19 protein-coding genes and 1 pseudogene are annotated in these 24976 nt (G+C 37.1%); 16 read left to right on the forward strand and 4 right to left on the reverse strand.

The features are described 5' to 3' along the window. Positions 1 to 48: 48 nt before the first annotated feature. The 7 genes from PHT16_01760 (at position 49) to PHT16_01790 (ending at position 11114) form a co-directional block, all read left to right on the forward strand. Positions 49 to 3063, forward strand: a complete 3015-nt coding sequence (locus PHT16_01760; protein MDD5721155.1) for an ATP-dependent DNA helicase — start codon at positions 49 to 51, stop codon at positions 3061 to 3063. A 160-nt stretch (positions 3064 to 3223) separates the two neighbouring features. Further along, on the forward strand, positions 3224 to 3463 hold the full coding sequence (locus PHT16_01765; GenBank protein ID MDD5721156.1) for a hypothetical protein: 240 nt from the start codon (positions 3224 to 3226) through the stop codon (positions 3461 to 3463). Then, on the forward strand, positions 3412 to 4185 hold the full coding sequence (pheS, locus tag PHT16_01770; GenBank protein MDD5721157.1) for a phenylalanine--tRNA ligase subunit alpha: 774 nt from the start codon (positions 3412 to 3414) through the stop codon (positions 4183 to 4185). The genes PHT16_01765 and pheS overlap by 52 nt, the downstream gene beginning before the upstream one ends. Before the next feature lie 6 nt (positions 4186 to 4191). Beyond that, entirely contained in the window at positions 4192 to 6009 is a 1818-nt protein-coding gene (locus tag PHT16_01775; GenBank protein ID MDD5721158.1) for a phenylalanine--tRNA ligase subunit beta, read from the forward strand. 376 nt (positions 6010 to 6385) lie between these two features. Next, positions 6386 to 6544: a hypothetical protein gene (locus PHT16_01780; GenBank protein MDD5721159.1), complete on the forward strand. Its 159-nt coding sequence runs from the start codon at positions 6386 to 6388 to the stop codon at positions 6542 to 6544. Between the two features lie 122 nt (positions 6545 to 6666). Continuing rightward, complete coding sequence (locus PHT16_01785) at positions 6667 to 10044, forward strand: ATP-binding protein (protein MDD5721160.1); 3378 nt, start codon at positions 6667 to 6669, stop codon at positions 10042 to 10044. A gap of 23 nt (positions 10045 to 10067) precedes the next feature. Beyond that, a complete protein-coding gene (locus PHT16_01790) occupies positions 10068 to 11114 on the forward strand; it encodes a hypothetical protein (protein ID MDD5721161.1) in 1047 nt (348 codons plus the stop codon). Positions 11115 to 11285: 171 nt separating this feature from the next. Here the strand turns inward: PHT16_01790 and PHT16_01795 are convergent, their stop codons facing one another. Together PHT16_01795 and thrS are read right to left on the reverse strand one after the other, a co-directional pair. Continuing rightward, complete coding sequence (locus tag PHT16_01795; GenBank protein ID MDD5721162.1) at positions 11286 to 11870, reverse strand: uracil-DNA glycosylase; 585 nt, start codon at positions 11868 to 11870, stop codon at positions 11286 to 11288. 20 nt (positions 11871 to 11890) lie between these two features. Continuing rightward, on the reverse strand, positions 11891 to 13636 hold the full coding sequence (gene thrS, locus PHT16_01800) for a threonine--tRNA ligase (protein MDD5721163.1): 1746 nt from the start codon (positions 13634 to 13636) through the stop codon (positions 11891 to 11893). A 145-nt stretch (positions 13637 to 13781) separates the two neighbouring features. Here thrS and rpmF point away from each other — a divergent pair. From rpmF to PHT16_01825, 5 genes and pseudogenes are all read left to right on the forward strand, one after another. Continuing rightward, positions 13782 to 13958, forward strand: a pseudogene (rpmF, locus tag PHT16_01805) (50S ribosomal protein L32). 178 nt (positions 13959 to 14136) lie between these two features. Continuing rightward, entirely contained in the window at positions 14137 to 15090 is a 954-nt protein-coding gene (gene nusB, locus PHT16_01810) for a transcription antitermination factor NusB (GenBank protein ID MDD5721164.1), read from the forward strand. A gap of 22 nt (positions 15091 to 15112) precedes the next feature. Then, positions 15113 to 15808 (forward strand): ribonuclease III, encoded by a 696-nt coding sequence (rnc, locus tag PHT16_01815; protein ID MDD5721165.1) that lies wholly within the window; start codon positions 15113 to 15115, stop codon positions 15806 to 15808. A 7-nt stretch (positions 15809 to 15815) separates the two neighbouring features. Further along, positions 15816 to 18014 (forward strand): AAA family ATPase, encoded by a 2199-nt coding sequence (locus PHT16_01820; protein MDD5721166.1) that lies wholly within the window; start codon positions 15816 to 15818, stop codon positions 18012 to 18014. 4 nt (positions 18015 to 18018) lie between these two features. Further along, the gene (locus tag PHT16_01825) at positions 18019 to 18603 is read left to right on the forward strand and encodes a Maf family protein (GenBank protein MDD5721167.1); all 585 of its coding nucleotides are present in this window, start codon (positions 18019 to 18021) and stop codon (positions 18601 to 18603) included. Here the strand turns inward: PHT16_01825 and PHT16_01830 are convergent. After that, positions 18600 to 20516 (reverse strand): CapA family protein, encoded by a 1917-nt coding sequence (locus PHT16_01830; GenBank protein ID MDD5721168.1) that lies wholly within the window; start codon positions 20514 to 20516, stop codon positions 18600 to 18602. The two genes, PHT16_01825 and PHT16_01830, sit on opposite strands and share 4 nt — an antisense overlap. Further along, entirely contained in the window at positions 20516 to 22558 is a 2043-nt protein-coding gene (gene rnr / locus PHT16_01835; protein ID MDD5721169.1) for a ribonuclease R, read from the reverse strand. Before rnr ends, PHT16_01830 begins: the two co-directional genes overlap by 1 nt. 73 nt (positions 22559 to 22631) lie before the next feature. Between rnr and PHT16_01840 the strand changes: the two genes are divergently transcribed. The 4 genes from PHT16_01840 to trmD all read left to right on the forward strand — a co-directional run bounded on the left by PHT16_01840 (position 22632) and on the right by trmD (position 24867). After that, positions 22632 to 23240 (forward strand): hypothetical protein, encoded by a 609-nt coding sequence (locus tag PHT16_01840; protein ID MDD5721170.1) that lies wholly within the window; start codon positions 22632 to 22634, stop codon positions 23238 to 23240. Positions 23241 to 23294: 54 nt separating this feature from the next. Continuing rightward, entirely contained in the window at positions 23295 to 23603 is a 309-nt protein-coding gene (rpsP, locus tag PHT16_01845; GenBank protein ID MDD5721171.1) for a 30S ribosomal protein S16, read from the forward strand. A 161-nt stretch (positions 23604 to 23764) separates the two neighbouring features. Further along, on the forward strand, positions 23765 to 24127 hold the full coding sequence (locus PHT16_01850) for a KH domain-containing protein (protein MDD5721172.1): 363 nt from the start codon (positions 23765 to 23767) through the stop codon (positions 24125 to 24127). Between the two features lie 104 nt (positions 24128 to 24231). After that, positions 24232 to 24867, forward strand: coding sequence for a tRNA (guanosine(37)-N1)-methyltransferase TrmD (gene trmD, locus PHT16_01855; GenBank protein MDD5721173.1), 636 nt, complete (start codon positions 24232 to 24234; stop codon positions 24865 to 24867). Positions 24868 to 24976 lie beyond the last annotated feature (109 nt).

Here is a 24976-nt window from a genome sequence, read left to right on the forward strand (position 1 = left end):
ATATAAAACATTAGATAAGCGAGTTGATCGCGATCTGCTTCTAACGGGATGAAAAATTTGGAAAAAAATTTTAAAGAAGGATATAACAGACTGAATAAAGCCCAAAAAGAAGCGGTAGATATTATTGATGGGCCGGTGATGGTGGTGGCGGGGCCGGGTACAGGCAAGACTCAGATATTGGCACTGCGGATCGGTAATATTCTTCTTAAAACTGATATTAAGGCGGATGGCATCTTGTGTTTAACTTTTACAAATTCTGCTGTAAAAGCTATGCGCGAGCGTTTGCGTAAATACATCGGGGTTGAGGCTTCAAAGGTAAAGGTTTCTACTTTTCATGGTTTTGGTATGGATATATTAGATAAATATTTCAACATATTAGGGCTTGATGAAAAACCTGAATTAATGAATGAACGGGATTCCGTGGCTCTCTGTGATGATATTTTGCAAAACAATGATTGGGAATATATTCGTCCGAGAGCCGATGTGTCGCGATATTTCAAGGATTTAAAAGCGATGATTTCTTTCTTAAAACGCGAACGTATAAGCGGAGAGGATTTGAAAAAAGAAATAAACCGAGAAATTGAGAATATCAAAAGTGATCCTGCGAGTATTTCTTCTCGAGGAGAAAGCAAAGGCAAAATAAAAAAAGAGGTGGAAAAAAAGATCGAAGGACTTCATCGCACAGAAGAAGCAGTGAAATTTTATGCTCTTTATGAGGAAATAAAAAAAGAAAAGAATTTATTCGACTATGACGATATTTTGGAATCCTTGGTGCATATCGTGGAAGAATCCGAGGAAGCAAAAAATTATATCAAAGAAAGTTTTCTTTATGTTTTAATAGACGAACATCAGGATTCTAGCGGGGTGCAGAATGAGTTTTTGGAAAAAGTTTGGCAAGAAGAAGAAAAACCGAATATCTTTGTCGTAGGTGATGACAGGCAATTAATTTACGGTTTCGGAGGGGCATCCTTGCAATATTTTGAGAATTTTAAAAATGCTTTTGGCAAAGCAAAATTAATTACCCTAGAAGAAAATTACCGTTCAACTCAAAAGATTTTAGATTCTTCGCATAATTTATTACAGAGTTCCATTTCTAAAGGAAAATTAAAGAGCAATCACAAAGAAAATCATGCATTACGTTTGATCGAAGCTTATTACCCTAGAGACGAAATTATTTTTTCAGCGTTGGAAATAAAGGAAAAGTTAAAGTCCGGATATGACTTTAATGATATAGCTATTTTGGTGCCAAAGAATCGCCAAGTGCGAAGCACTGTGGCTATATTAAAAGACATGGGTATTCCAGTGGCTGGTATGGAGAGTGTTAATTTTTTTGATGTGCCTGAAACTATTTCTTTTTTTAGGATTTTGAAAATAATCGCTAATCCCAACAATGGCGACTCTTTAGCTTTATCTTTTTTTGATAAACTGTCTGGAATTTCTCCGCTTCAGGCGCATGAATTTTTAAAAAATAATAAAATGCGCGAGTTTTCTTTGTTGAATATAGTTGAGGAGAAAAGTGATTTATTTCATGATTCAAACGAAGTAAATATTTGGATTCAAAAATTGAAATCATGGCTTGATTCTTCAACAGAACCTTTATATTTCTTTATTCAAAGAGTAGGTACGGAATTCTTGCTTGACACCGCCAAGGATCACCGAGATCTTATGACGAGGATAGAGGTTTTGCGAACCGTTCTTCATTTAGTTTTGGCGGAGATAGAAAAAAATCCAAAACTGACTTTGGCAGAATTTCTAAGCTTCTTTGGGCGTATAGAAAATTATGGAGAAAATATACCACTGGCAATATTTACTCCGAATGAGGGGGTGAAAGTTTTGACCTTGCATGGTTCAAAAGGTTTAGAGTTCGACTATGTCTGGATAGCGCACATGGACGAAAAGTCTTTTTCGGGAAGCAAGCGCGAGGGATTTGCTTTGCCCGCGTCCATAAAAGAAAAAATTGAAAAAAAAGATGAAATAGTGATGAAACGCGAATTATACGTGGCCATTACTCGCGCGAAGAGATTTTGCACTATTTCTTATGCTTTAAAATCATACACCGGAGGCGATCAAGAGCTTGCGCATATCATTGCCGACCTTGAAGATAATTTTGAAAAACAAAGTGCTGAAGAAACAGAAAAAATAATTTTAAAACGCGACAAGCTTGCATACGTAGAAAATAAAATGATAGCAGAAGAAAGTCTTGATTTGAAAGGTTTGGTGAAGTTGGTTTCTCGGGATTATGAAGACCGCAAAATATCGGTTTCTCTCCTTAATAATTTCTTTGAATGTCCATGGAAATGGTATTTTAGGAATTTATTGCAATTGCCAGAATCAAAAAGCGAGAGCTTAGAATTTGGAAATATCGTTCATGGATCTATAGATGCAATTTTAAAGCTTGGCAAGAAACCGAGCGAAGAAGAATTAAAAAATATAATTTCACACCAAGTGCGAAAATCAAATTTTGGAAATGATAGGAAGCAAAAAGAATTATTCAATCTCGCTTTAAAAATAATTTCGAGGTGGACGAAATCAAGGCTTCCGGAGATAGGCAAAAATAGGGAAAATGAACAGAGTGTTTCTGTCAACGACGACAGATTTCCAAATTTGAATATTTATGGAAAGATAGATTTGATAGAAAATCTACCTGCCCGACACGCTGACGCGAGTCATGCGGGCGGGGAAGGGAACAACGTTCGCGTTACAGATTTTAAAACTGGAGGTGTTAGAAAAAAATCCGATATTGAAAAGATAAACGAGGAGGGGAGGATGAGTGATTATATGCGCCAACTCGCCATGTATTCGTATTTGCTTAATAAGAATCCAAAATGGAAGAAAAATGTAGTAGAGTCAAAGCTTGAATTCGTGGAAGCATCAAACACGAAGGATATTTTTTATAGTACCGTAATAAACAAAGAGCAGATCGACCTCTTGATCAACGATATTAAAGATTATGATAATTTAGTTAAAAATGGCAAATGGGTAGATAGACCTTGTAATTTCAAATCTTATGGTAAAACAAATGCAATTTGTGAATACTGTAAAATGGCAGGGATCTATAAATGATGTGCTATAATATCTTTAAATCGCGAAACATAAACTTTTCTTCGGTACGGAATTTTTGAAGCTTAAAAATTCCTGAAGTTCTCGGCTCGCCAGCCTCGAAACCCCTTCGAAAAGTTATGTTTCGCGATTCACAATATTATAAGTTTAATTTAATTTTTATATGTCAGACGAAAAAGGAGAAAATTTAGTACACGGTTTTGATATTCATGCAGGTGATCATCAGCATGCATTAAGTTATATAGAAAGTCATATGAGTCCAGAACAATTAAAAGATATGGTTCACAGGGCAGAGAGCGGGCATAGCGCTCATTTTATGGTTACTCACAATGGAGTACAGTCAAATTTCAAATTAATACATCAAGACGGAAAGTTAGTAATTCATCATGCGCATCACATTTAATGAACGAGGAAAATAAAAAAGGTAAAATACACCCGCTTTCAATGTTAGCTGAGGAGGCCTATCAGGCGTTTTCTGAGATGGGCTTTGAAATTGCAACTGGTCCAGAGCTTGAAAGTGATTGGTATAATTTTTATGTTTTAAATTTCCCCAAAGATCATCCAGCGTTGGATATGCAAGATACTTTTTGGATTAAGGATCAAAAAGGAAAAGTTTTACGCACACATACGACGACTACCACAGCACGAGCCATAGAACAAGCAGGTAAAGATGGCAGAATGCCTTGCGCCTTTATTTCTGTTGGAAAAGTTTTTCGCAATGAAGCGACTGATGCGACTCACGAAATGCAATTTTACCAGATAGATGGAATCATGGTGGGTAATATTGAAGATGGAATTTCTGTTGCGAATTTAAAAGGAGTACTCACGAAATTTTATAAAAAGATGTTGGGCGAAAATACTGAGATAGAATTTCGTCCCAGTTTTTTCCCTTTTACTGAGCCTTCGCTTGAAGTTCACGCAAAGTTCAACGGGAAGTGGCTCGAAATGATGGGTGCTGGAATGGTTCATCCGAATGTGCTTCGTAACTGCGGACTTGACCCTGCAAAAGTGCAAGGATTCGCTTTTGGTGGAGGTCTCGATCGGATTGCGATGATTAAATGGAACATATCCGATATACGATTTTTTTATCAGGGAGATTTGCGTCTTAATCAATTTTCAAAATAAATTCAGATGAAAATTTCTTATAATTGGCTAAAAAGTTATATTCCTGAAGTATCTAATACAGATAATCTTGTAGATATTTTTAACTATCATCTTTGCGAAGTTGAAGGCCTAGAGAAAAAAGGTAATGATACTGTTTTTGATATAAATATTTTACCAAATCGCGCGCATGATCTGCTTTCCCATCGGGGCGTTGCTCGCGAGCTTGCTTCACTTTTAGATATAAAATTTATTGATCCGATTTTAAAATATAAAATTCCCGAATCAAAACCAACTAAATTAATAAAAGAAATCAAAAGCGATAAATGCCGCCGTTATATGGGGCGGGTTATTCGCAATGTGAAAGTGGCGCCTTCGTCAGAATGGGTCGTGAAGTATTTGGAATCGATGGGGCAGAGAAGTATAAATAATATTGTGGATGCCACAAATATTGTGATGTTTGACTGTGGACAGCCGGCGCACGTTTTTGATTTAGAAAAAGTAAAAGATTTGAGATTGCAGGTGCGATATGCTGAAAACGGAGAGAAAATTACTTTACTTGGCGGAGGAGAAAAAATCATGAATGATACTATGATGGTTATCTCTGATGATAAAGGTAATTCGCTTGATATTGCTGGTATAAAAGGCGGAACATATGCCGAACTAAATCAAAACACCACGGAGATAATTTTAGAATGTGCGAATTTTGACCCCACGAGTGTCCGCAAAACTGCTCAAGCATTGAATATTTTTACTGATGCGCGAAAACGTTTTGAAAATGATTTGTCGCCGGAGCTGGCAGAGTATGGAATAAAAGAATTGTCTGCGCTTATTTATGAAATGTGTCCAAACGCTATATTTGAGGATATCGTGGATATTTATCCGGAAAAACAAAAAGAAAGAAAGCTTTCTTTTTCCGCTGAAAAAATTTCAAAGATTTTAGGTTTAGATGTATCTATTGAGGAGATAGAGAATATATTAAAGAGATATAATTTTACATATGTAGAAGATGGTGGACGGTTTGAAATCGTAGTGCCACCGATGCGTCTTGACCTAGTAATCGAGGAAGATATGGCTGAGGAGATCGGCAGAATTTTGGGTTACGACAAAGTCAAAGCGCAAATGCCTGAAATTGGTTTTCAACCAAAGCAAAATGAGACTTATTTCAAAATATCTTTTGCGAGAAATAAATTGCTAGAAGAAGGATATTCTGAAGTGATGACAAGCAGTTTCTGCGATGAGGGAGAGGTGGAGGTCTTGGCTTCTGCTTCTGATAAAAATTTCTTAAGAACGAATCTGACAGATGGATTGAAAGAGAGCTTAAAATTAGATCAAGTGAATGCCCCATTGCTTGGAATAGAAAAAGTTAAAATTTTTGAGATTGGAACAATTTTCAAGAAAAGCGGAGAAGAGATGCACGTTGCTTACGGAGATAAAAAAAGAATAAAAGAAATGAAATTGAAAGATTTTCTACCACCTCGCCCTTCGGGCACTCCTCTTCAGAAAGGAGGAGAAGAATTTCCTCCCCGCCTTGATAAGGAGGGGGCAGGGGGTGGTAAATTTAAAATGTGGTCACTGTTTCCTTTTATTGCGCGTGATATCGCTGTCTGGGTGCCGGAAAATGTCCAGAACCAGGAAGTAGCAAAAATTATAAAAGAAAACGCGGGGGGAATGGTGGTTCGCGGACCGGAACTTTTTGATGAATTTAAAAAGGGAGATAAAATATCTTATGCTTTTAGATTAGTTTTTCAATCTTATGAAAGAACTTTGAATGACCAGGAAGTAAACGATATTATGACCAAAATAACTGATAAAATAAAGGAAAATGTTGATTGGCAAGTGAGGTAAAATTTCCCCCCACACCTATTTTGTTATTGCTTTTTGTTCTGATTTTATTTTATTTCGTATTGTAAATATAAAAGAGAATATTAAAATAATAAAAGTATTGTTTTGAAAAGCAGAACGATAACAAAATAGGTGTGGGGGTTTCTCCACAACTTACCCTTGCTTTTTAAAATAATAATGCTATAGTCTGATTATGAAACGAGGAATGCGTCCAAGTAAATATTCTTCAACAAGCACGCTGTTGCTCAGCCTTAAATTTAGAAGGCTGATGTTTGTGCTGTAAAAATCTCCAAAAAATTACAACCCAAAAATGAGCCTTCTAACCAAAGGCATTTTTTTGTTTTTCGAAAACAGAAGAGAAGAAAGGGGGTAGTAAAAGATGCCAAGCGATGAACGTCATTTTCAAGAATCAAATTCTTATGTGGGGGAAATTTTTCAGGAAACAGCTCCACAAGGAGAGACTACAGTAGAGTGTCCAGTCGCCACAGCGTGTATTGACTGCGAACACTACAAAAAAGACTGCAAAGCCTGGAAGTAAAAGTGAAGTAATCCATCATCAAAAGCCACAACGTCCGAAAGGAGGAAAAACGTTGTGGCTTTCGTACTTTTACCCAAAAAATCACTAGCAAAACTAATAATATTTTGCTATAATACATATGTATGGCGAAAGAAAAAGAAGACAAAAAAGGTGCCGAAAAAGGGCACCGTTATGATGCCTCTGACATTTCCGTTTTAGAGGGGCTAGAACCCGTCAGGCGCCGTCCTGGCATGTATATCGGCACCACGGGGCCCGAAGGATTACACCACTTAATATGGGAGATTTTTGATAATTCACGCGACGAAGCGATGGGTGGTTTTTGTAATGATATTGAAATTGTCCTTCTTCCCGGCAATCGCATTCGCGTGGCAGACAATGGCCGAGGCATACCGATCGATATTCATAAAAAAACAAAAGTTTCTGCTTTGGAAACTGTGATGACGACGCTTCACGCTGGAGGAAAATTCGGAGGGGAAGGATACAAAGTTTCCGGAGGTCTTCATGGAGTCGGCGCTTCTGTCGTAAATGCTCTTTCTATTTATTGCAAAGCGGAAGTTTATAGGGATGGCGGAAAGTATTACCAAGAATATTCTCAAGGCAAGAAAAAATCTGCAGTTAAGAAGAGCGGTGCTTCGAAACTTCATGGTACCATCATTACCTTTGAACCCGATGAAGAAATTTTTGGCAAAATTGTGTTTGATTGGAATACGGTAATGAGCCACATCCGCCAGCAAGCTTATTTGGTAAAAGGATTAAAAATTTTAATAATTGATGCAAGAGGGTGGGATAATCAGAAGGGCTTAAACGAAGAAGACGTTTTTTATTTTAGAGAATTAGGACTAGAGTTACCCTCAGTGACTTTTTATTTCGAAGGCGGATTGGTTTCTCTCGTAAAATATTACAATAAACTTCATAAGCCGATTCAAAACCACATTTTTTATGTTGAAAAAGAATTAGATAAAGTTGGGGTAGAAATAGCTTTACAATATGTAGATGATATTTCAGATAGAATTTTTCCTTTCGCCAATAATATTTACACCGGAGAAGGCGGAACCCACGTGACTGGTTTTAAAACAGCTCTCACTAGGACACTCAATACTTACTGCAAGAAAAATGAAATGATGAAAGAATCCGAAGGCGGATTTACCGGCGATGATGTCCTGGAAGGATTGACGGTGGTTATTTCTGTAAAGCTTCGAGAGATACAATTTGAAGGGCAGACTAAAGGGAAATTGGGCAGTATGGAGGCTCAGGGTGCGGTGGCGACAGTTTTCGGCGAAGCTTTTGCAAGCTTCCTAGAAGAAAATCCAGATGATGCCAAAGCAATAATCAACAAGTCAATTCTAGCTCTAAAAGCGCGTAAGGCAGCAAAGGCAGCCAAGGACTCAATCCTTCGCAAAGGCGCATTGGAGGGGATGACTTTGCCGGGGAAGTTGGCAGACTGTCAAAGTAAAAATGCCTCTGAATCGGAATTGTTTTTGGTAGAGGGGGATTCGGCAGGAGGATGTTTTTCAGCAGATACTAAGGTCGCTTTAGTTGACGGCAGAGATATTTCTTTTAAAGAATTAATTTTAGAACACAATCTAGGTAAAACAAATTATTGTTATACGATTCTGGATGATGGAAGTATCGGTATTCAAAAAATTCTTAATCCAAGAAGAACAAAAATAAATACTGAGGTTATAAAAGTCATGCTAGACAATGAAGAAGAAATTGTTTGCACTCCAGACCACCTTTTTATGCTTCGTGATGGTAATTATAAAGCAGCTCAAGATCTCGAATCAAATGATTCATTAATGCCGTTGCGAAAGCAATTTTCTAAAATAGGCAAAAGAATTACAATTGAAGACTATGAAATGGTTTATGACGGGAAAGATCATAGGTGGATATTTACTCATTTGCTTTCTGATAATTATAATTTAGAGCAAGGCGTTTATCCAATTACTGAAGGTTCACATAGGCATCATAAGGATTTTAATAAAAGAAACAACAATCCTGAGAACATTATTCGTTTAACTAAGGAAGAACACATGGCATTGCATGCTCTCCTTTATGAAAAAAATTTAAAGAGGCCGGATGTTTTGGAAAAATTAAAGAACATAAGAAACACTCCTTCATATCGGGGAAAGATACGCCAGAAAATGCTCTTAATGAGAGATGAGCTTAGCGCTCGCGCTAAAGCCCAATGGGAAAACGAAGAATATAAAAAATACATGGTTCAGAAATTTTTAGATTTTTATGCTTCCAACGAAGAATATAGAAAAAAAAGCCAAGAAATTTTAAAGATTGCTCAGAAAAAATATTGGTCAAATGAGGCAAATGTAGAAAAACAATCCCAAAAAGTAAAGAATTTTTTTAAAGCGCACCCTGAATTAAAAAAAGGACTTTCTGTAATAGCTAAAGAACAATGGGCAAACTTTGATTTATTGAAATGGCGAAGCGATAAGACTAAAGGGCAATGGACCGAAGAATTCAGAGAAAAAAGAAAAGTTGCTTATGATAAAACCTATTATGAAAATACCATCAAGGTGTTGAGAAGAGTTTATGATAACAATAAAGAAATTGACGTAAATCTTTTTGAAGAAATAAGAAAGAGAGAAAATAATAAAAATGTTCTTTCTTTTAAAACCTTTGTAAGCAGGTTTTTTGACGGAAACGAGACTGAATTATCTGAGGCAGTGGAAAATTATAACCATAAAATAAAAAAAATTATCCAGCTTTCAGAAAAAATAGATGTTTATGACTTAGAAGTTCCGGGAACTCATAATTTTGCTCTTGCTTCTGGAGTTTTTGTTCATAATAGCGCTAAACAGGGTAGGGATCGCCGTATCCAAGCGATATTGCCACTCCGAGGTAAAATTTTAAATGTTGAGCGCGCGCGAATAGACAAGATGCTCGCTTCCAAAGAAGTGAAATCTCTCGTTATCGCTATGGGTACTTCTATCGGAGATACTTTTGATTTAGAAAAAATGCGTTATCATAAAATAATTATTGCTACCGATGCCGACGTGGACGGTTCGCACATTCGTACTTTATTGCTTACTCTTTTTTACAGATATTTTAGGCAAGTGATTGAAGTGGGGTATATCTATATTGCTCAACCTCCGCTTTATAAAATAAAAAAAGGCAAAGAAATTTTATATGCTTACACTGATGATGAGAAATTAAAAATTGTCGGCAAAAGCAATGATGTGAGCGAGATAGAAGAAGTGGCCCCGACGCTTGAAGAGGTCGGGGTCCCGACTCCTGATGAAAATCAGGGCGTCGGGAAAGAAAAATCCACAAAAATACATATTCAGCGCTTCAAAGGTCTCGGAGAAATGAACCCAGAAGAACTCTGGGAGACGACCATGGATCCTAGCCATCGCGTTCTCAAGAGAGTGGACATCAGTGATGCCGAGGAAGCTAACAAGATTTTTGATATTCTTATGGGTTCCGAAGTGCCTCCACGCAAATTATTTATTCAATCCAACGCAAAATTGGCGGAGATTGATATATAATTTATTTGTATTATAATTAGTATATGATTACTCCAGAACTTCAAACATATATACGCCAACAGCTGAGAGCTGGAGTTGCGAAAGATACTATCAGGCAAAATCTTTCTGTAAATGGATGGAACTCACAGGATTTAGATGAAGCGTTTCTTTCAATTGAGAATCCACAATCTTCCCAAATAGTTACTTCGTCTGTTGTTTCTTTTGGACACAAAATGATGTTGATAATAGTGATTGTCTTTTTGTTGTTTGTCGGCGTCGGAGGTGCTTTTGCGGCTTATCATTATGGATTGTTTAATAAATTATTCTTTCCTACTACGGCTCAGTTGCCGGTGAATGCTACGACGGAAAACTCAACTCCAATTACTAATACAGAGAACGCAATAGCCACTCCTCAAGCGGAGACGGCGAATACAGTTTGTGACAACTATCAGTGTTTAATTGCCGCAGCTTCAAAATGCCAACCGATATCTGTTACCATTTCATATTCTGGTGTGCCATTTCCACTTGACCCCAATGTATCTATGTCTGGGCAAAACAAGTATGAAATCAAAAAATCATCTGGAATGAATGATTGCTCCCTAACTTTTTCATATCTAGCGGTCCACTTTAGTATTTCTGATAAGGGACGCAAAGCAGAACTGGCTTCAGGAAAGATAACCGATGCTCAAATTAACGCTCAATTGCAAACAATGAACGACAGTTTTAAATCAACGGCCGGAATGCAAACCACCTGTTTAAGTAGCACGAACGCTATAGTTGATTACTTGACGGATGCGATGACAAATATGAAAAATGGAAGTTTTTCATTTGATGTCAGTAGCGATTTAAAAGGGAATACGACATATACTACCAAATCTGGTCAGAAATTAGTTTGTACAGATACCTCACCCAAACAACCAGCGAATACTTCTGTGACAATAACATATGCAAAATGTGTAGCTCAAAAAGGATCAAGTAAGGCGATTACCGATGCCGGCACAGCTTGTCTTGAAAACCAGATTGACCTAGGCACTATCGTTGGCAATGTTAAATTGAATGGTAAATACCCTCAGTGTTGTGTGTCAAAATAAATACTTTTTAAAATACGCAGAGGTTTGATTTGTGGAGCGTTTATCACACCTAAATCGAAAAAAGTAGAGCAAGAAGGGAAAGAAAGACGCCGACGATCAGGCCAATAAATATTCCGGCAAAGCCTTTCAAGAAAAAACCGATGATTACACATGCAATGATAATATAAATCATTATTTTTTGTTGTTAATTTTTTCTAAAATTTTTGGAATCTTTTTAAAGTCTTCCAACAGAGTCTCTCTCATCCCTCCATTATAAAGCGCGGCAGCCGGATGGTAAAGGGGGAGAAAATGACCTGTTTTAATTTTATTGAATTTCTTGATTAAAAGTTTTCCGTGCACGGCTGAAATCTTTTCCAATGGGAAAAAATCATTCATGGAGTGCCTTCCCAGAAAAACAATAAGTTTCGGATTTATGAAGTTGAGTTCTTCAATCAACCAATCCCGACAAGCGTCTTTTTCTTCTGGTAAAGGATCGCGATTGTTTGGAGGTCTGTATTTTACTATATTGGTTATATAAATCTCTCCTCGTTTTAATTTTATAGCTTCCAGCATTTCTGCCAAGAATTTTCCAGCAGCGCCGACAAAAGGCCGGCCTTGTTTGTCTTCTTCTTTTCCGGGAGCTTCGCCGATAAAAACTATTTCTGAATTTGGATTACCATCTCCCGGCACAGGCTGAGTAGCCGTTTTTTTTAGTTCACACTTGCAGTCCGCGAACCACTTTTCATGAATTTTTTTTAACTCCTCGTTTTTATCCATTGAAAAGAATTAATTTAAAATTACTTTTTACTTTTTATTTCTTCCAAAAGTTTAGCAACTAGTTCTTCTTTTGTTATCTGTCCTAGCTGGCCGGCGTCGCGAGATTCTAAGGTGACTTTTTTAGCTTCTATTTCTTTGTCGCCGACGACAACCCAGTAGGGGATTTTGTTGTTTTTTGCGTCGCGGACTTTTCCACCAAGGTTTGCTTCAGCATCATCAAATTCTACGCGGATATTATTTTCTTTCAGTAGATCAAAAATCTTTTTTGCATATTCATTGTGACTTGCTCGTACTGGAATCACTTTTACTTGCATTGGTGAGAGCCAAAGAGGGAAAGCGCCGGCAGTATGTTCGATTAAAATTGCAAGAAATCTTTCAATTGATCCCATAATAGCGGCGTGAATCATAACAATACGTTCCTGCTCTCCTTTTTCATTAATGCAGTAAAGATCAAACCTCTCTGGCATATTCATATCAAGTTGAATTGTAGCAACTTGATGTTCTCTGCCAATAGCATCTTTTGCTAGAAAATCAATTTTAGGTCCATAAAATGCCGCTTCTCCAATGGCTTCTATTGCGTTTTCGCCATTTTGTTTAATTATTTTTCTTAATGCATTTTCTGCATTTACCCAAACTTCTTCAGTCCCCAAATATGCGCTCATATTTTTCGGATCATGCATAGAAAGACGAGGTTTTAAAATAAAACCAAAAGAACCATAAAAAGTTTTTACAATATTATAAATTTTTTCCATTTCAGGACTTGCCTGGCTTAGTCTACAGAATACATGTGCATCGTCTTGAGTGATAGAGCGTACTCTAGAGAGTCCTCCAAGTTCTCCTGTTTGCTCGTCGCGATAAACTTTAGTAGTTTCAGCATATCTTTGAGGAAGTTCTTTGTAGCTCCATTGTTTACGGTTGTATATTTGCGTATGATGAGGGCAATTCATTGGTTTCATCGCAAAAGTGTGTTCTTCACGGGTATTTATTTTAAATAAATCATCTTTAAATTTTTCCCAATGTCCCGAGGTTTCATAAAGTTCTTTTTTGGTTATGTGCGGTATGTCTACTCTTTCATAGCCGGCTATTTTTCGTAGCTCCCACACAAAATCATCCAATAAGTTTCTTACAAGGGTTCCTTTTGGAGTAAAAAGAGGAAGCCCTGCGCCCACTAAATCAGAAAAAGTAAAAAGATCCAATTCTTTCCCTAGCTTTTTATGATCTCTTTTCCTAGCTTCCTCGCGTTGTTTTAAATATGCTTCCAATTCTTCTTTGGTTTCAAAAGCCAGGCCATAGATACGAGTGAGCATTTTATTCTTTTCATCTCCGCGCCAATAAGCTCCAGCCATGCGGTCTAGTTTGAAGGAATTTAAATCAATTTCTTTTGCCGGATTTTCTAAATGTCCACCTCGGCAAAGGTCGGTAAAATTACCGGAAGTATAAAAAGTTATTTTCTCTCCTTTTTCGGCAATTTCATTAATAATTTCCAATTTGTAAGAATTGCCTGCAAAATATTTTTTAGCTTCTTCTGCTGTTTTCTCTTCGTGTGAAAATCCTTTCCATGTTTTCACAAGTTCTCGCATTTTCTTCTCTATTTTCGGCAGATCTTTGTCTGAGATAGGGGAGGTAAAATCAAAATCATAATAAAATCCGTCCTCAATTGGCGGGCCTAGAGTTACTTTGGTGTCAGGATAGTATTCTAAAACTGCGGCTGCTAAAAGGTGTGCTAAGGAATGCCTTAAATTCTTTAATTTCTCTGTTTTTTCCATAAACTTTATAGTACCACATTTTACCCCCACACCTAATATAATACATATTATGCGTCAAAAGTATGCAAAAAACAATATTGTGATATGTATTAGGTGTGGGGGTTTATTTTGCTTTTCATCTATAATGTGCTAGGATAGATGCATTATGGTAGTACGAATGAGACATACAAAATCACATACAGCGAACCGACGTTCTCACCACGCTTTGGAGAGCACGAGTTTTTCTAAGTGTGAGAATTGCAAAGCTTTGAAAAGACGCCACACGGTCTGTTTAGGTTGCGGTTTTTATCGAGGGAAAAAGGTTCTAGATTTGATTAAAAAGACAGAAAAGAAACAAAAGAAAGCAAAAGCAAAAGCAAAGCAAGCAGAGGAAAGTAAGTAGTCCCGTTAGAGGCCGCGGTCGCAAGCGGGTGAATTGGAAATGATTTTTTACAAAAGAAAATTAATAGGATTGCAGGGTTTGGTTTTTAAAATAAAGACCGCGACCTGCCTCTAACGGGATGGCAAATAGGCACCTTTCCAGATCAATAGTTCTCCAGACGCTTTTTGAGTGGGATTTCCTGTCTGCGCAGACGGGCGTATCTGCTAATAAAAAAAATACTCATCCCATAAGCGATGAGGTAAAAGAAATCCTAAAAAGAAATTTGAAAGAATTTGCTCCTGGTCTTGAAGATGATGTTTTTGTATTTTCACTATTCGATCAAATTTTTAAAAAGCGTGCTGTGATTGATGAGATTATAGAAAAAGCTGCGCCAGATTGGCCGCTCGACAAGATTTCTATTATCGATAGGAATATTTTAAGAATCGGCTTGGCGGAGCTTATTTTCGGTGATAGAAAAGAAGTACCTCCAAAAGTAGCTATCAATGAAGCAATAGAATTAGCGAAAACTTTCGGCGGAGAAAATTCCAGCAAGTTTATCAATGGCGTTCTCGGCGCTGTTTATAAAGAAATAGGAGAACCAGGCAAAGAGCAAATCAGTAAAAAAAAGAAAAATGGAGAAATTCTAGACATTACCAAGCTGCCTGTTGATAAAAAAGGAGGAGCGCTTGTTTATGCGAGGAAAGACAATAAACAAGATGGCGAGATAATGTTTGCGCTGGTGCATGATGTTTTTGGATATTGGACTATCTCTAAAGGCAGTGTGGAAGAAGGAGAAAATGAGGATGAGGCGACAATTAGGGAAATAAAAGAAGAAATTGGGTTAGAGATTGTGATAGAAGAAAAATTGGGCGAGAATGAATATGTCGCGACGCATCCTGTAAACGGAAAAAGTTTAAAGAAGGTAGTTTATTTTTTAGCAAAGAGCGAATACAAAGATCTTGTATTAGAAAAGTCAGGCGGGTTGGATGGGGCGAGATGGTTTGAACTTTCTAAAATTCCCGGGCTACGCATCTATAATGATATAGTGCCTTTATTTGAGAAAGCAATTGAAATTATCAGCAATAGACAATAATCACCGCCATGGCGGGACAAGCATGATACAATTTTCAGATTTTGAAAAAAAAATAAAAATAGTTTTTAAAGACAAAAATTTACTGAAGCAATCTTTTACGCACCGCTCTTATATAAATGAAAATGGAGCGAACGCTCTTTCTCATAATGAACGTTTAGAATTTCTAGGGGACGCAGTGTTGGAGCTCGTTGTTACGGATTTTCTTTACAAAAAATATCCGCATTATCCGGAGGGCAAGCTGACGGCTCTTCGTTCTGCTCTTGTGAACGCTGTTATTATCTCTGAAATTGCTTTAAAAATAGGAATGAACGATTATTTGCTTTTATCAAAAGGAGAAGCAAAAGATTTTGGCAAAGCCAGGCAATATATTTTAGCGAATACTTATGAAGCGTTCATCGGAGCGATGTATATAGATCAAGGATACGACATTGTAGATAAATTTGTGGCTAAAACTCTCTTGCCTAAAACAGAAGAAATAGTAAAGAAAAAACTTTGGCGTGATGCAAAAAGTTTAGTGCAAGAAAAAGCGCAGGAATTTGTATCTGTAACTCCCGCTTATAAAGTTTTACATCAATCGGGTCCGGATCATGACAAGCATTTTACCGTGGGTATTTATTTCGGTGCGCATTTGATAGCGGAAGGTAAAGGTCAAAGCAAACAAGAGGCTGAACAAAAAGCAGCCGAAAATGCATTAAAAGTAAAAAATTGGTTGGATTAAATAAAAAATGCGACTTAAAACACTTCAATTGAATGGTTTTAAATCTTTTGCTCAAAAGACTATTTTGGAGTTCAACACCCCCATTGTTTCGATCGTGGGTCCTAATGGATCAGGAAAATCAAACATAGTAGAGGCTATCCGTTTTGTTTTAGGGGAACAATCCATGAAATCAATGCGCGGGAAAGGAGGGGGAGATCTAGTTTTTAAGGGATCAAAGAAATTAGCAAAAGGAGCGCGGGCTTCTGTCACTATTTATTTTGATAATACGGATAAAGTTTTTAAACTTTCAAATGACGGAAGAGAAGATATAAATTTAAACTACGATGTTATTTCAATTTCTCGCGAAGTCTTTGCAGATGGATTGAATAAATATATTTTAAACGGCACAGAAGTCAGGTTGAAAGATATTCACAACCTTCTCGCCTCGGTGAATATAGGTTCTTCCGGGCATCACATCATCTCCCAAGGCGAAGCCGATCGTATTTTAAATGCCAACGCTCGAGAAAAAAGAGAAATGGTAGAAGATGCGCTTGGACTCAAAATTTATCAATACAAAATAAAAGAAAGCGAACGAAAGCTGGAGCGAACAAATGAAAATATGAAGGAAGTAGTTCTCTTGCGCAGAGAAAATGCTCCGCATCTCAACTTCTTAAAGAAGCAGGTTGAAAAATTTGAAAAGACCAAAGAAATGCAGGCAGACTTGGGAGTTCTTTATCGGGAATATTTAAAAAGAGAGAGTGTTTATTTAGAACAAGAGAAAAACAAATTGTCACTTGAAAGAAATAAAATTTCAAATGAGCTTAAGAGTGTGGATGAAAAAATTTCTATCATAGAAGATAATGACCCCTTCCGTCATTCTGACACCTCCCCCTTAATAAGGGGGAGGTTGGGTGGGGGTAAAATAGAAGAATTACGAGCGGTAGAGCAGAAAATGAATTCTCTCCGTTCTACCAAAGGTGAACTAGAACGCAAACTTGGCCGAATAGAAGGGATGCTTGAATCCATCGAAAATAGAGCAAAATCCTCGCAAATTTCAGGTAAATGTCCCTTGTGTGGAAATGAAATCAAGAATGCAGAAGAAGAACAAATAAAAAAAAGGCATGATATAGAAAAAGAACTAGCAGATTTAAAAAAATCACAGCTTGATATTCTCTCTGAGATACAAAAAATAGCCTCAGAAGAAAAAGAAGGGATGGTATCGGTAGAAACATTGAAACAAGCAATAAATAAAGAGATGGAAGCCTTACGCGACCTGGAGCGTGAAAAGTTTACCTGGAAAGTCAGGCACCAAGAATTGTCTTCTGCCCTAGAACTTGTGGCTATAAAAGAAGGGAGTTTAAGGAGCCGTAAGGAAGGATTTGAAAATGAGATAAAAGAAGGTACTGCGCTTCTCGGCAGGGAAGAGCTGTCTTACGAAAATTTTAAAATCGAGGAAAATGAAACCGAAATCATCCAGGAAGATTTAAAGAGAAAAATAGAACGCATAAAAATAAAATTAGAAGACGCCGGGCTCGGCAACGGAGCGGAGCTAATGAAAGAATTTAAAGAAGTAACGGAGCGAGACCAATTTTTAATGAAGGAAATGGAAGATTTGGAAAAAAGTATTGAGTCCTTGCAAAAACTTATTTTAGATTTGAAAGAAAAAATCGATATAGAATTTAAAGAAGGCGTTAAAAAAATAAACGTAGAATTCCAAGAATTTTTTTCTTTGATGTTTGGTGGCGGACACGGATCGCTTTCTGTGGTTGAGATAAAAAGAAACTGGCGGGAAAAGGTCGGACCTTTAGAGAGCCCAAGGTCCGACCTTGAGGAGCCAGAAGATGAGTTTGAAGAAGAAGAGGCTGTCGTCGAAAAAGGAATAGAGATAAATGTTTCTTTGCCTAATAAAAAAGTAAAAGAAATTAACGCTTTTTCCGGAGGAGAAAGATCTTTGACATCTATCGCTCTGCTTTTCGCTATGTCGCAAGTAAATCCGCCGCCATTTTTAGTGCTGGACGAGACGGACGCGGCGCTTGATGAAGCAAATTCCCGCAAATACGGAGATATGTTGGAGAAACTTTCAAAACATTCACAGCTTGTCGTCGTCACCCACAACCGAGAGACGATGTCTCGCGCCGGAGTCCTCTACGGCATCACTATAGGCTCCGACGAAGCGTCTAAAGTCCTCTCGGTAAAATTCGAAGAGGCGACCCAGATCGCAAAGTAAGTTTATGAAATTAATCCTTGGTTCATCTTCAAAATATAGAAAAAATATTCTTAAAAAAGCTGGATATGTTTTTGATATTTTAGTTCCTGATATTGATGAAAAATTAATTGAAATAAATGATCCATATCAAAGACCCTTGGTTGTAGCTCGAGCTAAGGCTGAGATTTTAATTCCTCAAATAAAAGAACCTGCTTTGCTTATTACTTCTGATGTTATTGCCGTGTGCAATGGAAAAGTGCGTGAGAAGCCAAACACTAAAGAAGAGGCTCGGGAATTTTTGAGAGAATATAGTAAGGGGATAGTGCCCGAAGGCGTGACTGCCATTGTAATTTACAATACAGTAACAAAAAAATATTATGAAGCTATTGATATAGCTCGAGTTTTCTTTGATGAATTTTCGGAAGCTGTGATAGAAGATTTTATAGAAAATGGCGACGTTCTCGGCCGAGCCGGCGGATTTGGTGTTCAATCTCCAATACTTCGACCCTATGTGAAAGAAATCAAGGGCGACGAAGAATCAATTGTCGGTATGCCTGTCGCCTTACTAAAAAAATTACTCAAACAAGCAGGATACCAAATAGGTTTTTAATTTGTTTTTGCCATTTGGAATTTAATATTTTCTTCTTTGCCTTCTGTTATATTGCTTATTTGAAAAACAGAATTTTGTTGGGTAATGTTTTTTACTGCTGTCATCGAGCCGTCTTTAAATAATTTTAATTCTAAAAGCATGCCTTTCATTGTCGGCTTGCTCCAAGATTGGTCAAAAATAAAATTGCCAAGTGAATAGGCAATATAACCATTTTTGTAAATTTCGGTATCTTCTACGATATGCGGGTGTGAACCAATAATAATTTTTGCACCATCATCAATCGCTCTATGGGCTAATTCCTCTTGTCTTGCGTTATGTTTTGTCTGATACTCTACGCCGAAGTGAAAAGCGACGACTAAATAATCCACTTGTTTAGCTGCATTTTTAATTATTTGATCAAAATTGGGATTGTTTGCGAGGAGAATGCCTGCTTTGCCAGCGTCGGCAGGCAAATTGTTCGGACCAACGTCAGAAAATCCCAGGTAGCCGATCTTCATTCCATATTTTTCAATAATGGCTGGAGTTTCAGCTTCTGTTGCATTGTTTCCTCCGCCAGTATAAAGGATTTCATTTTCTTTTAGACGCGCGAGCGTATCAATAAAGGCGTTATGTCCCCAATCATTAATATGATTGTTTGCCAAAGACAAAACGCTTAAACCTGCACCTTTAAGAGTCGGGATGACGACGGGATCCATTCTAAAGGAATATAAATTTTTCTGATCTGCCCCTTTGTCCGAAACTGGACCTTCCAAGTTAGCAAAGAAGATGTCCGTGTTTTTTGATAATTCAAGCAAGGTGTCTGATTTTTCAAAAAGCTGAGAATAGTCATTGTTGAAATTTTTTATGACTGAATTTTTTACGCCGCGATCGAGCATTATGTCGCCGGCAAAAGACAAGGTAATAAAATTCTGATCTCTGATGTCCGGCATTCCGATTTTTTCCTGCACCCAATTCGTATTTATATCAGCAGCTCCGCCGTAGTAAACATTTTTCCTTAAATATTTTAAAAGAGTTTCTACGTCATTATGACGGTCAGAACTTTGAAGTAAGGTAATGGCAATGGGTTGAGAACCAGTTTTTCCAAGAGGCAGATCAAAGAGAGAAACGACGGTTTCCTTTGCAGGGTCTGTATAACCGCTTTTTCCTCCCATGTATCCTTCATTCTTCAGGAACTGGCTAATGTTTGACCAACTGTGAGTTTTGGTGGAATAACTGTTTTTGGTAGTGATTTTAAATAAATCCGATTTTTGCTGAGCTATATAACCGGCCAATTTAAACATATCGGACACGGTTGATTGATTGTGGGAAGTGAGTCCGCTAGGGTCTTCATAAGAAGTAGAATTCATTTGCAGAGCTCTCGCTTCCTGATTCATTTTCGCGATGAAACTGCTTCTGCCGAAATATAAAGCAAGCGCTTCCGCTGCGTCGTTGCTTGATTCCAAAAGGAGCGGGTATATTAGATCAGAGATTTTTATTTTTTCTCCCAATCTCAATTCTCCGTTTTGGCCGGAAGTTGAGAGGGCGGTCTTGGTTATTTTGGTCGTCTCGTTTGGGTTTGCTAATTTACTGGCAACGAGCGCGGTCATTAATTTGGAGGTAGAGGCAATCGGAAATTTTTGATCTTGATTTTTTGCAAGAATTACTTCTCCGGTATTCAAGTCGCCGACTAGATAAGCTTTAGCAGAAACTTTTGGTCCACCTTTTGTATCATTGTTTATATAATAATATTGGAGTTTTGTTGATTCTGGGGCGACAAGTTGGACTACTGAGGCCTCGTTATTTTTTGTTTGGAATATTTTTATAGAATTAATATTGTTAAAAATAAAGGATACAAAAAAAATACCAAGTATTATTGGAGGCATTGTCCAAAATATTAATTTTGTTTTATTTTTTATTTCTTTAATAAATTTCATTATATTAAAACATAGTCTATAGTTTTTTTCTCCAAATCAACTGCTTTTACTTTTATTTTAACATGATCGCCAAGACGATATCTTTTTCCTTGCCTACCGGCAGGCGGGTTCTTTTTTTGCCCGACCAATTCTAGTTTTTTTTCATTAAAAATATAAAAGTCGTCTTTCATATCTCGTACTCGTACGAGGCCTTCGCATTTTGTACCTATCTCTTCAACATACATACCCCACTCAGTTATGCCACTTATCACTCCATCAAAACTTTCCCCTTTGCGTTTAGACATATATTCCACTTGTTTGTATTTTATGGATGCTCGTTCGGCTTCCGTTGCCCGTTTTTCTTGTTCAGAAGCGATTATGACAATTCTTTCATATTCTAATAATTTTTCTTTTAATTTATTATTTGTCACTTTTTTCTTTGCAAGATAATCACTCAATAATCTATGGATCATAATGTCTGGATATCTTCTGATTGGGGAAGTGAAATGCGTGTAATATTCAAAAGCTAAGCCATAATGGCCGATATTTTTTGTAGAATAAGTTGCTTTGGCCATAGACCTGATCACGGCGCGATGTACCGTATCACTCATTATTTTGTTTGGGTTTTTGCTTTTTAAATCTTCAAGTAATTTATTTATTTCATGAGTTGGAATTATCCCGTCTTGTAATGATACTTTGTGTCCCAAGCTTCGTAAGAAAAATGCGAGATCAGCCATTTTCTCTTTTGATGGTTCATCATGGATGCGATAAATGGAAATATCTTTTGAGAGAACTTTTGCCACTTTTTTATTTGCCAGCAACATAAACTCTTCAACTAGTCTATTGGAATCACCTCGTTCTTTTTTTATTACTTTTATCGGGGTACCCTTATCATCTAAAATAAATTTAACTTCTTCTTGGTCAAGTGATATAGCGCCTTTAGCAAATCTTTCTTTGGTTAATTTTTTTGCTAAATTATTCAAAATGGAAAGCTCTTTATGTAGGGGAGCATTTTCATTTTTTATTGCCTCGCCCGTAGGGCTATGGCCGAGGGCTTTTTCTGCTTCTTCATATGTAAATCTTTTTTTAGAATGTATTACAGTGCGACCAAACCATTCATCTTTTATTTCTGCGTTTTTATTAATAATAAATACTGCGCTCATGGTGAGTCGATCTTTGTGGGGGACTAAACTGCACAAATCATTCGAAAGAGTTTCCGGGAGCATCGGTATTGTTCTGTCTACTAGATAAACCGAGGTTCCTCTTGTGCGGGCTTCTTCATCTAAAGCGCTGCCAGGTCTCACATAGTGAGACACGTCTGCTATATGGATGCCGACTTCATACACCTCACCCCCTAGCCCCCTCTCCTTATTAAGGAGAGGGGGGAGAATACGAAAAGAAATTGCGTCATCAAAATCTTTTGCATCCTCTGGATCAATCGTAAAAGTTAGTGTTTTTGTGAAATCCCGACGTCCTTCATAATCACTTTTTCTTATTCCTTCGCGCTTTATTTTTTTTGCTTCTTCTTCTACTTTATTTGGAAGTTCTGAATCAAAACCTTTTTCTATCGCAATTGCATTCATCTCGGTAGTGTTGTCACCAGGTTTTCCCAAGATTTTTATTACTTTTCCAATGGGAGCTTTTTGCGCGTCTTTCCATGAAACTATTTCCACAAAAACTTTTTGCCCGATTTTTGCGTTATTCAAATTTTCTTTTGGAATCAAAATATCCGTGTACATTTTCGTGTCATCTGTTTTCAAAAAAACTACATTTTTTTCTTGTTCCAAAACTCCGGTAAAACGCATTTTTGCGCGAGAAATTATTTTTACTACTTCGGCAGTCTGGCGTTTCTGGCTTTTTGGGTGGAGAAGTATCTCCACCATATCTCCGTGAAGCGCAGTATTCAAATGCTTAAAATCAATTTCCGGATCTTGTTCTTTATTTTTTCCTATTCCTACGGCTACATATCCCGTGCCTTTTGAGGAGATAGAAATAATGCCCTCGGCCATAGACCTACGGGCGAGGTCTTGCCGTATGTGTTGTTTATTTAAATTATTTTTCACCTTATAAATATAGCATAATTTAAACAACCATAGAGTGATTGACAATCATTTAAAATATGGTAGAATCAAGGTTATGGATAAAGTATCAAACAAATGGAAAAAGTTCTCAATGTTTACAGTTGTAATTCTAATGGTTTTTTTGAATTCTATTACACCGGTATTAGCATATGATGAAAGCTTCGAAACTGATATGCCTTTTTATACAGGTGTTGATTATGATACAGGCGTTAATTATATGTATGGTACGAATTACGACTCAGGTGCTTTTTTTGAAAGTGGCGAAATTTACATTACTGGTGAAGATTTCGGCACAGGTGAAATCTTTTGGACCGGAACTGATTATTATACTGGTGTCACGTATCAAATTGGACAAACCTTTGATACCGGATCAAATTTCAGTACCGGCGTTACTTTTAGAGTAGGTAATACTGAATACGTCGGTATTGCCTATCGAACTGGTCAAAATTTAAGAACTGGTGTTAATTATTACACTGGAATCGCATATCAAACTGGCCAAATATTTAATGCGGGGGAAAATTATTCAACTGGTATGTTTTTAGGAACAGGCAATAATTACTCTACTGGCACTATGTACCGAACTGGCCAAACTTTTGGAACCGGTACTACATACAATACTGGCACTATGTATAATACTGGTCAGGTTGTGAGAATGGGAAGTTAAATTCAATTTTATTTTTTTGTTTGCCTTTTTAATAATTTATGCTAAGCTCTACTTATGTTAAAAATAAGACTTCAGAGAATAGGAAGGAAAAATGATCCGGCGTTTCGGGTTGTTTTGACTGATTCAAAAAATAGCACCAAAAGCGGACGATTTTTAGAAATTGTCGGAACTTATAATCCAAAAGCCGGAGAGACAAAATTCGAGGCTGAAAGAATAAAATATTGGATGTCAAAAGGCGCGAAGCTTTCCGACACAATGCACAATTTTTTGGTGTATCAAAAAGTTATTGAAGGCAAGAAAGTAAATGTTTTGCCTAAAAAGAAACCAACTGTTAAAAGAAAGGAATTGAAAGCCAAAAGATAATTCACCTCACCCGGCCTTTGGCCACCCTCTCCTTAATAAGGAGAGGGGCTGGGGGTGAGGTCTTATTGCTACAAAATTTTAATTAGTTATAATTACAGGTATAGCAGTATGTCAGGTCGTAACACTGCAAGTTTAGTAAAAGATTAAATTAAAAAAACATTATGGAAGAAGCTGATAAGACATTTCTAGAATACGTAGTGAAAGCTCTAGTCGACAATCCAAACGATGTGAAAATCGAACGTACTTTAGATGAGATGGGAGTTCTTATAACTCTCACAGTAAACCCTGCCGATATGGGTAAAATTATCGGAAGAATGGGCAATACGGCAAAAGCTATCCGCACCTTGCTTCGCATCATTGGTATGAAAAATAACGCTCGTGTTAACCTAAAGATCAATGAACCTGAGGGCTCCGTCAGACCCGAAAGGGCTGAACGACCAGCGGGATCAATGGGAGGGCATATGAGTTCTGCTCCAACAATGAAAACGGTTGATCAGGCGATGGAAGACTTGAAAGGAATCTAGTTTTTAAAAAGAGCGAATACAAAAATTTTCTGGCACGCAAGAAGGGTCCAGTGCGTGCAGGCGAAAACTTTTGTATTCGCTCTTTTTTTGTGTATTATGTCTATATGCGTTTTCATATAATTACAATTTTTCCCAATATTTATGATTCATACATGAATGAGTCTATTATCGGGCGAGCAATCAAAGATAAAAAAATAAAAATTCTTTTTTATAATCCCATGAGTTTTTGTAAGCCGAAGGAGCGGGTGGATGGCAGGCCGTATGGAGGAGGCCCCGGGATGGTATTAAGACCAGAATTTTTTCTTAAGGCCTTTTCTAAAATTAAAATTAAAGACAAGAAGAAAACAAAAATTATTTTATTTTCACCAAGTGGTAAAAAATTTGATACAAATTATGCAAAAAAATCTGTACAAAAATATACAGATATTATTATGATTTCTGGACGTTATGAGGGTATAGACGCAAGAGTGCAGAAAATTCTTAAAGCTGAAGAAATCTCAATAGGTGATTATGTGCTAACGGGCGGAGATCTTCCAGCTATGGTTTTAATAGATTCTATTTCAAGACAGATCCCTGGCGTGCTTGGTAAATATGAATCTTTAGAAGAAGAAAGAGTTTCATCAAGCGAAGTTTACACCCGTCCAGAAGTTTTAAAATATAAAGGTAAAAATTATAGAGTGCCAAAAGTTCTTCTCTCTGGGAATCATAAAAAAATAGAAGAGTGGAGAAAAAAGAAATAATCCACAACATTTATTTGACAAAAGAGATGAAATAGAGTAGGGTGTTTAGGATTCATTGATTGAGTATCGGATGCAATCTTATTGTTTAATTATAAGGTTTTTAACTTAA

The organism is Candidatus Paceibacterota bacterium (assembly GCA_028718635.1).
Lineage (GTDB): Bacteria > Patescibacteriota > Minisyncoccia > Phycocordibacterales > UBA9973 > UBA9973.

Coding starts and splice junctions, on each gene's coding strand:
- PHT16_01795 (MDD5721162.1), bottom strand. CDS start 11,870: ATGGATAAAAACGAGGAGTTAAAAAAAATTCATGAAAAGTGGTTCGCG.
- PHT16_01765 (MDD5721156.1), top strand. CDS start 3,224: ATGTCAGACGAAAAAGGAGAAAATTTAGTACACGGTTTTGATATTCAT.
- PHT16_01830 (MDD5721168.1), bottom strand. CDS start 20,516: ATGAAATTTATTAAAGAAATAAAAAATAAAACAAAATTAATATTTTGG.
- PHT16_01825 (MDD5721167.1), top strand. CDS start 18,019: ATGAAATTAATCCTTGGTTCATCTTCAAAATATAGAAAAAATATTCTT.
- thrS (MDD5721163.1), bottom strand. CDS start 13,636: ATGGAAAAAACAGAGAAATTAAAGAATTTAAGGCATTCCTTAGCACAC.
- trmD (MDD5721173.1), top strand. CDS start 24,232: ATGCGTTTTCATATAATTACAATTTTTCCCAATATTTATGATTCATAC.
- rnc (MDD5721165.1), top strand. CDS start 15,113: ATGATACAATTTTCAGATTTTGAAAAAAAAATAAAAATAGTTTTTAAA.
- PHT16_01820 (MDD5721166.1), top strand. CDS start 15,816: ATGCGACTTAAAACACTTCAATTGAATGGTTTTAAATCTTTTGCTCAA.
- nusB (MDD5721164.1), top strand. CDS start 14,137: ATGGCAAATAGGCACCTTTCCAGATCAATAGTTCTCCAGACGCTTTTT.
- PHT16_01850 (MDD5721172.1), top strand. CDS start 23,765: ATGGAAGAAGCTGATAAGACATTTCTAGAATACGTAGTGAAAGCTCTA.
- PHT16_01780 (MDD5721159.1), top strand. CDS start 6,386: ATGCCAAGCGATGAACGTCATTTTCAAGAATCAAATTCTTATGTGGGG.
- PHT16_01760 (MDD5721155.1), top strand. CDS start 49: ATGAAAAATTTGGAAAAAAATTTTAAAGAAGGATATAACAGACTGAAT.
- PHT16_01775 (MDD5721158.1), top strand. CDS start 4,192: ATGAAAATTTCTTATAATTGGCTAAAAAGTTATATTCCTGAAGTATCT.
- rpsP (MDD5721171.1), top strand. CDS start 23,295: ATGTTAAAAATAAGACTTCAGAGAATAGGAAGGAAAAATGATCCGGCG.
- PHT16_01790 (MDD5721161.1), top strand. CDS start 10,068: ATGATTACTCCAGAACTTCAAACATATATACGCCAACAGCTGAGAGCT.
- PHT16_01785 (MDD5721160.1), top strand. CDS start 6,667: ATGGCGAAAGAAAAAGAAGACAAAAAAGGTGCCGAAAAAGGGCACCGT.
- PHT16_01840 (MDD5721170.1), top strand. CDS start 22,632: ATGGATAAAGTATCAAACAAATGGAAAAAGTTCTCAATGTTTACAGTT.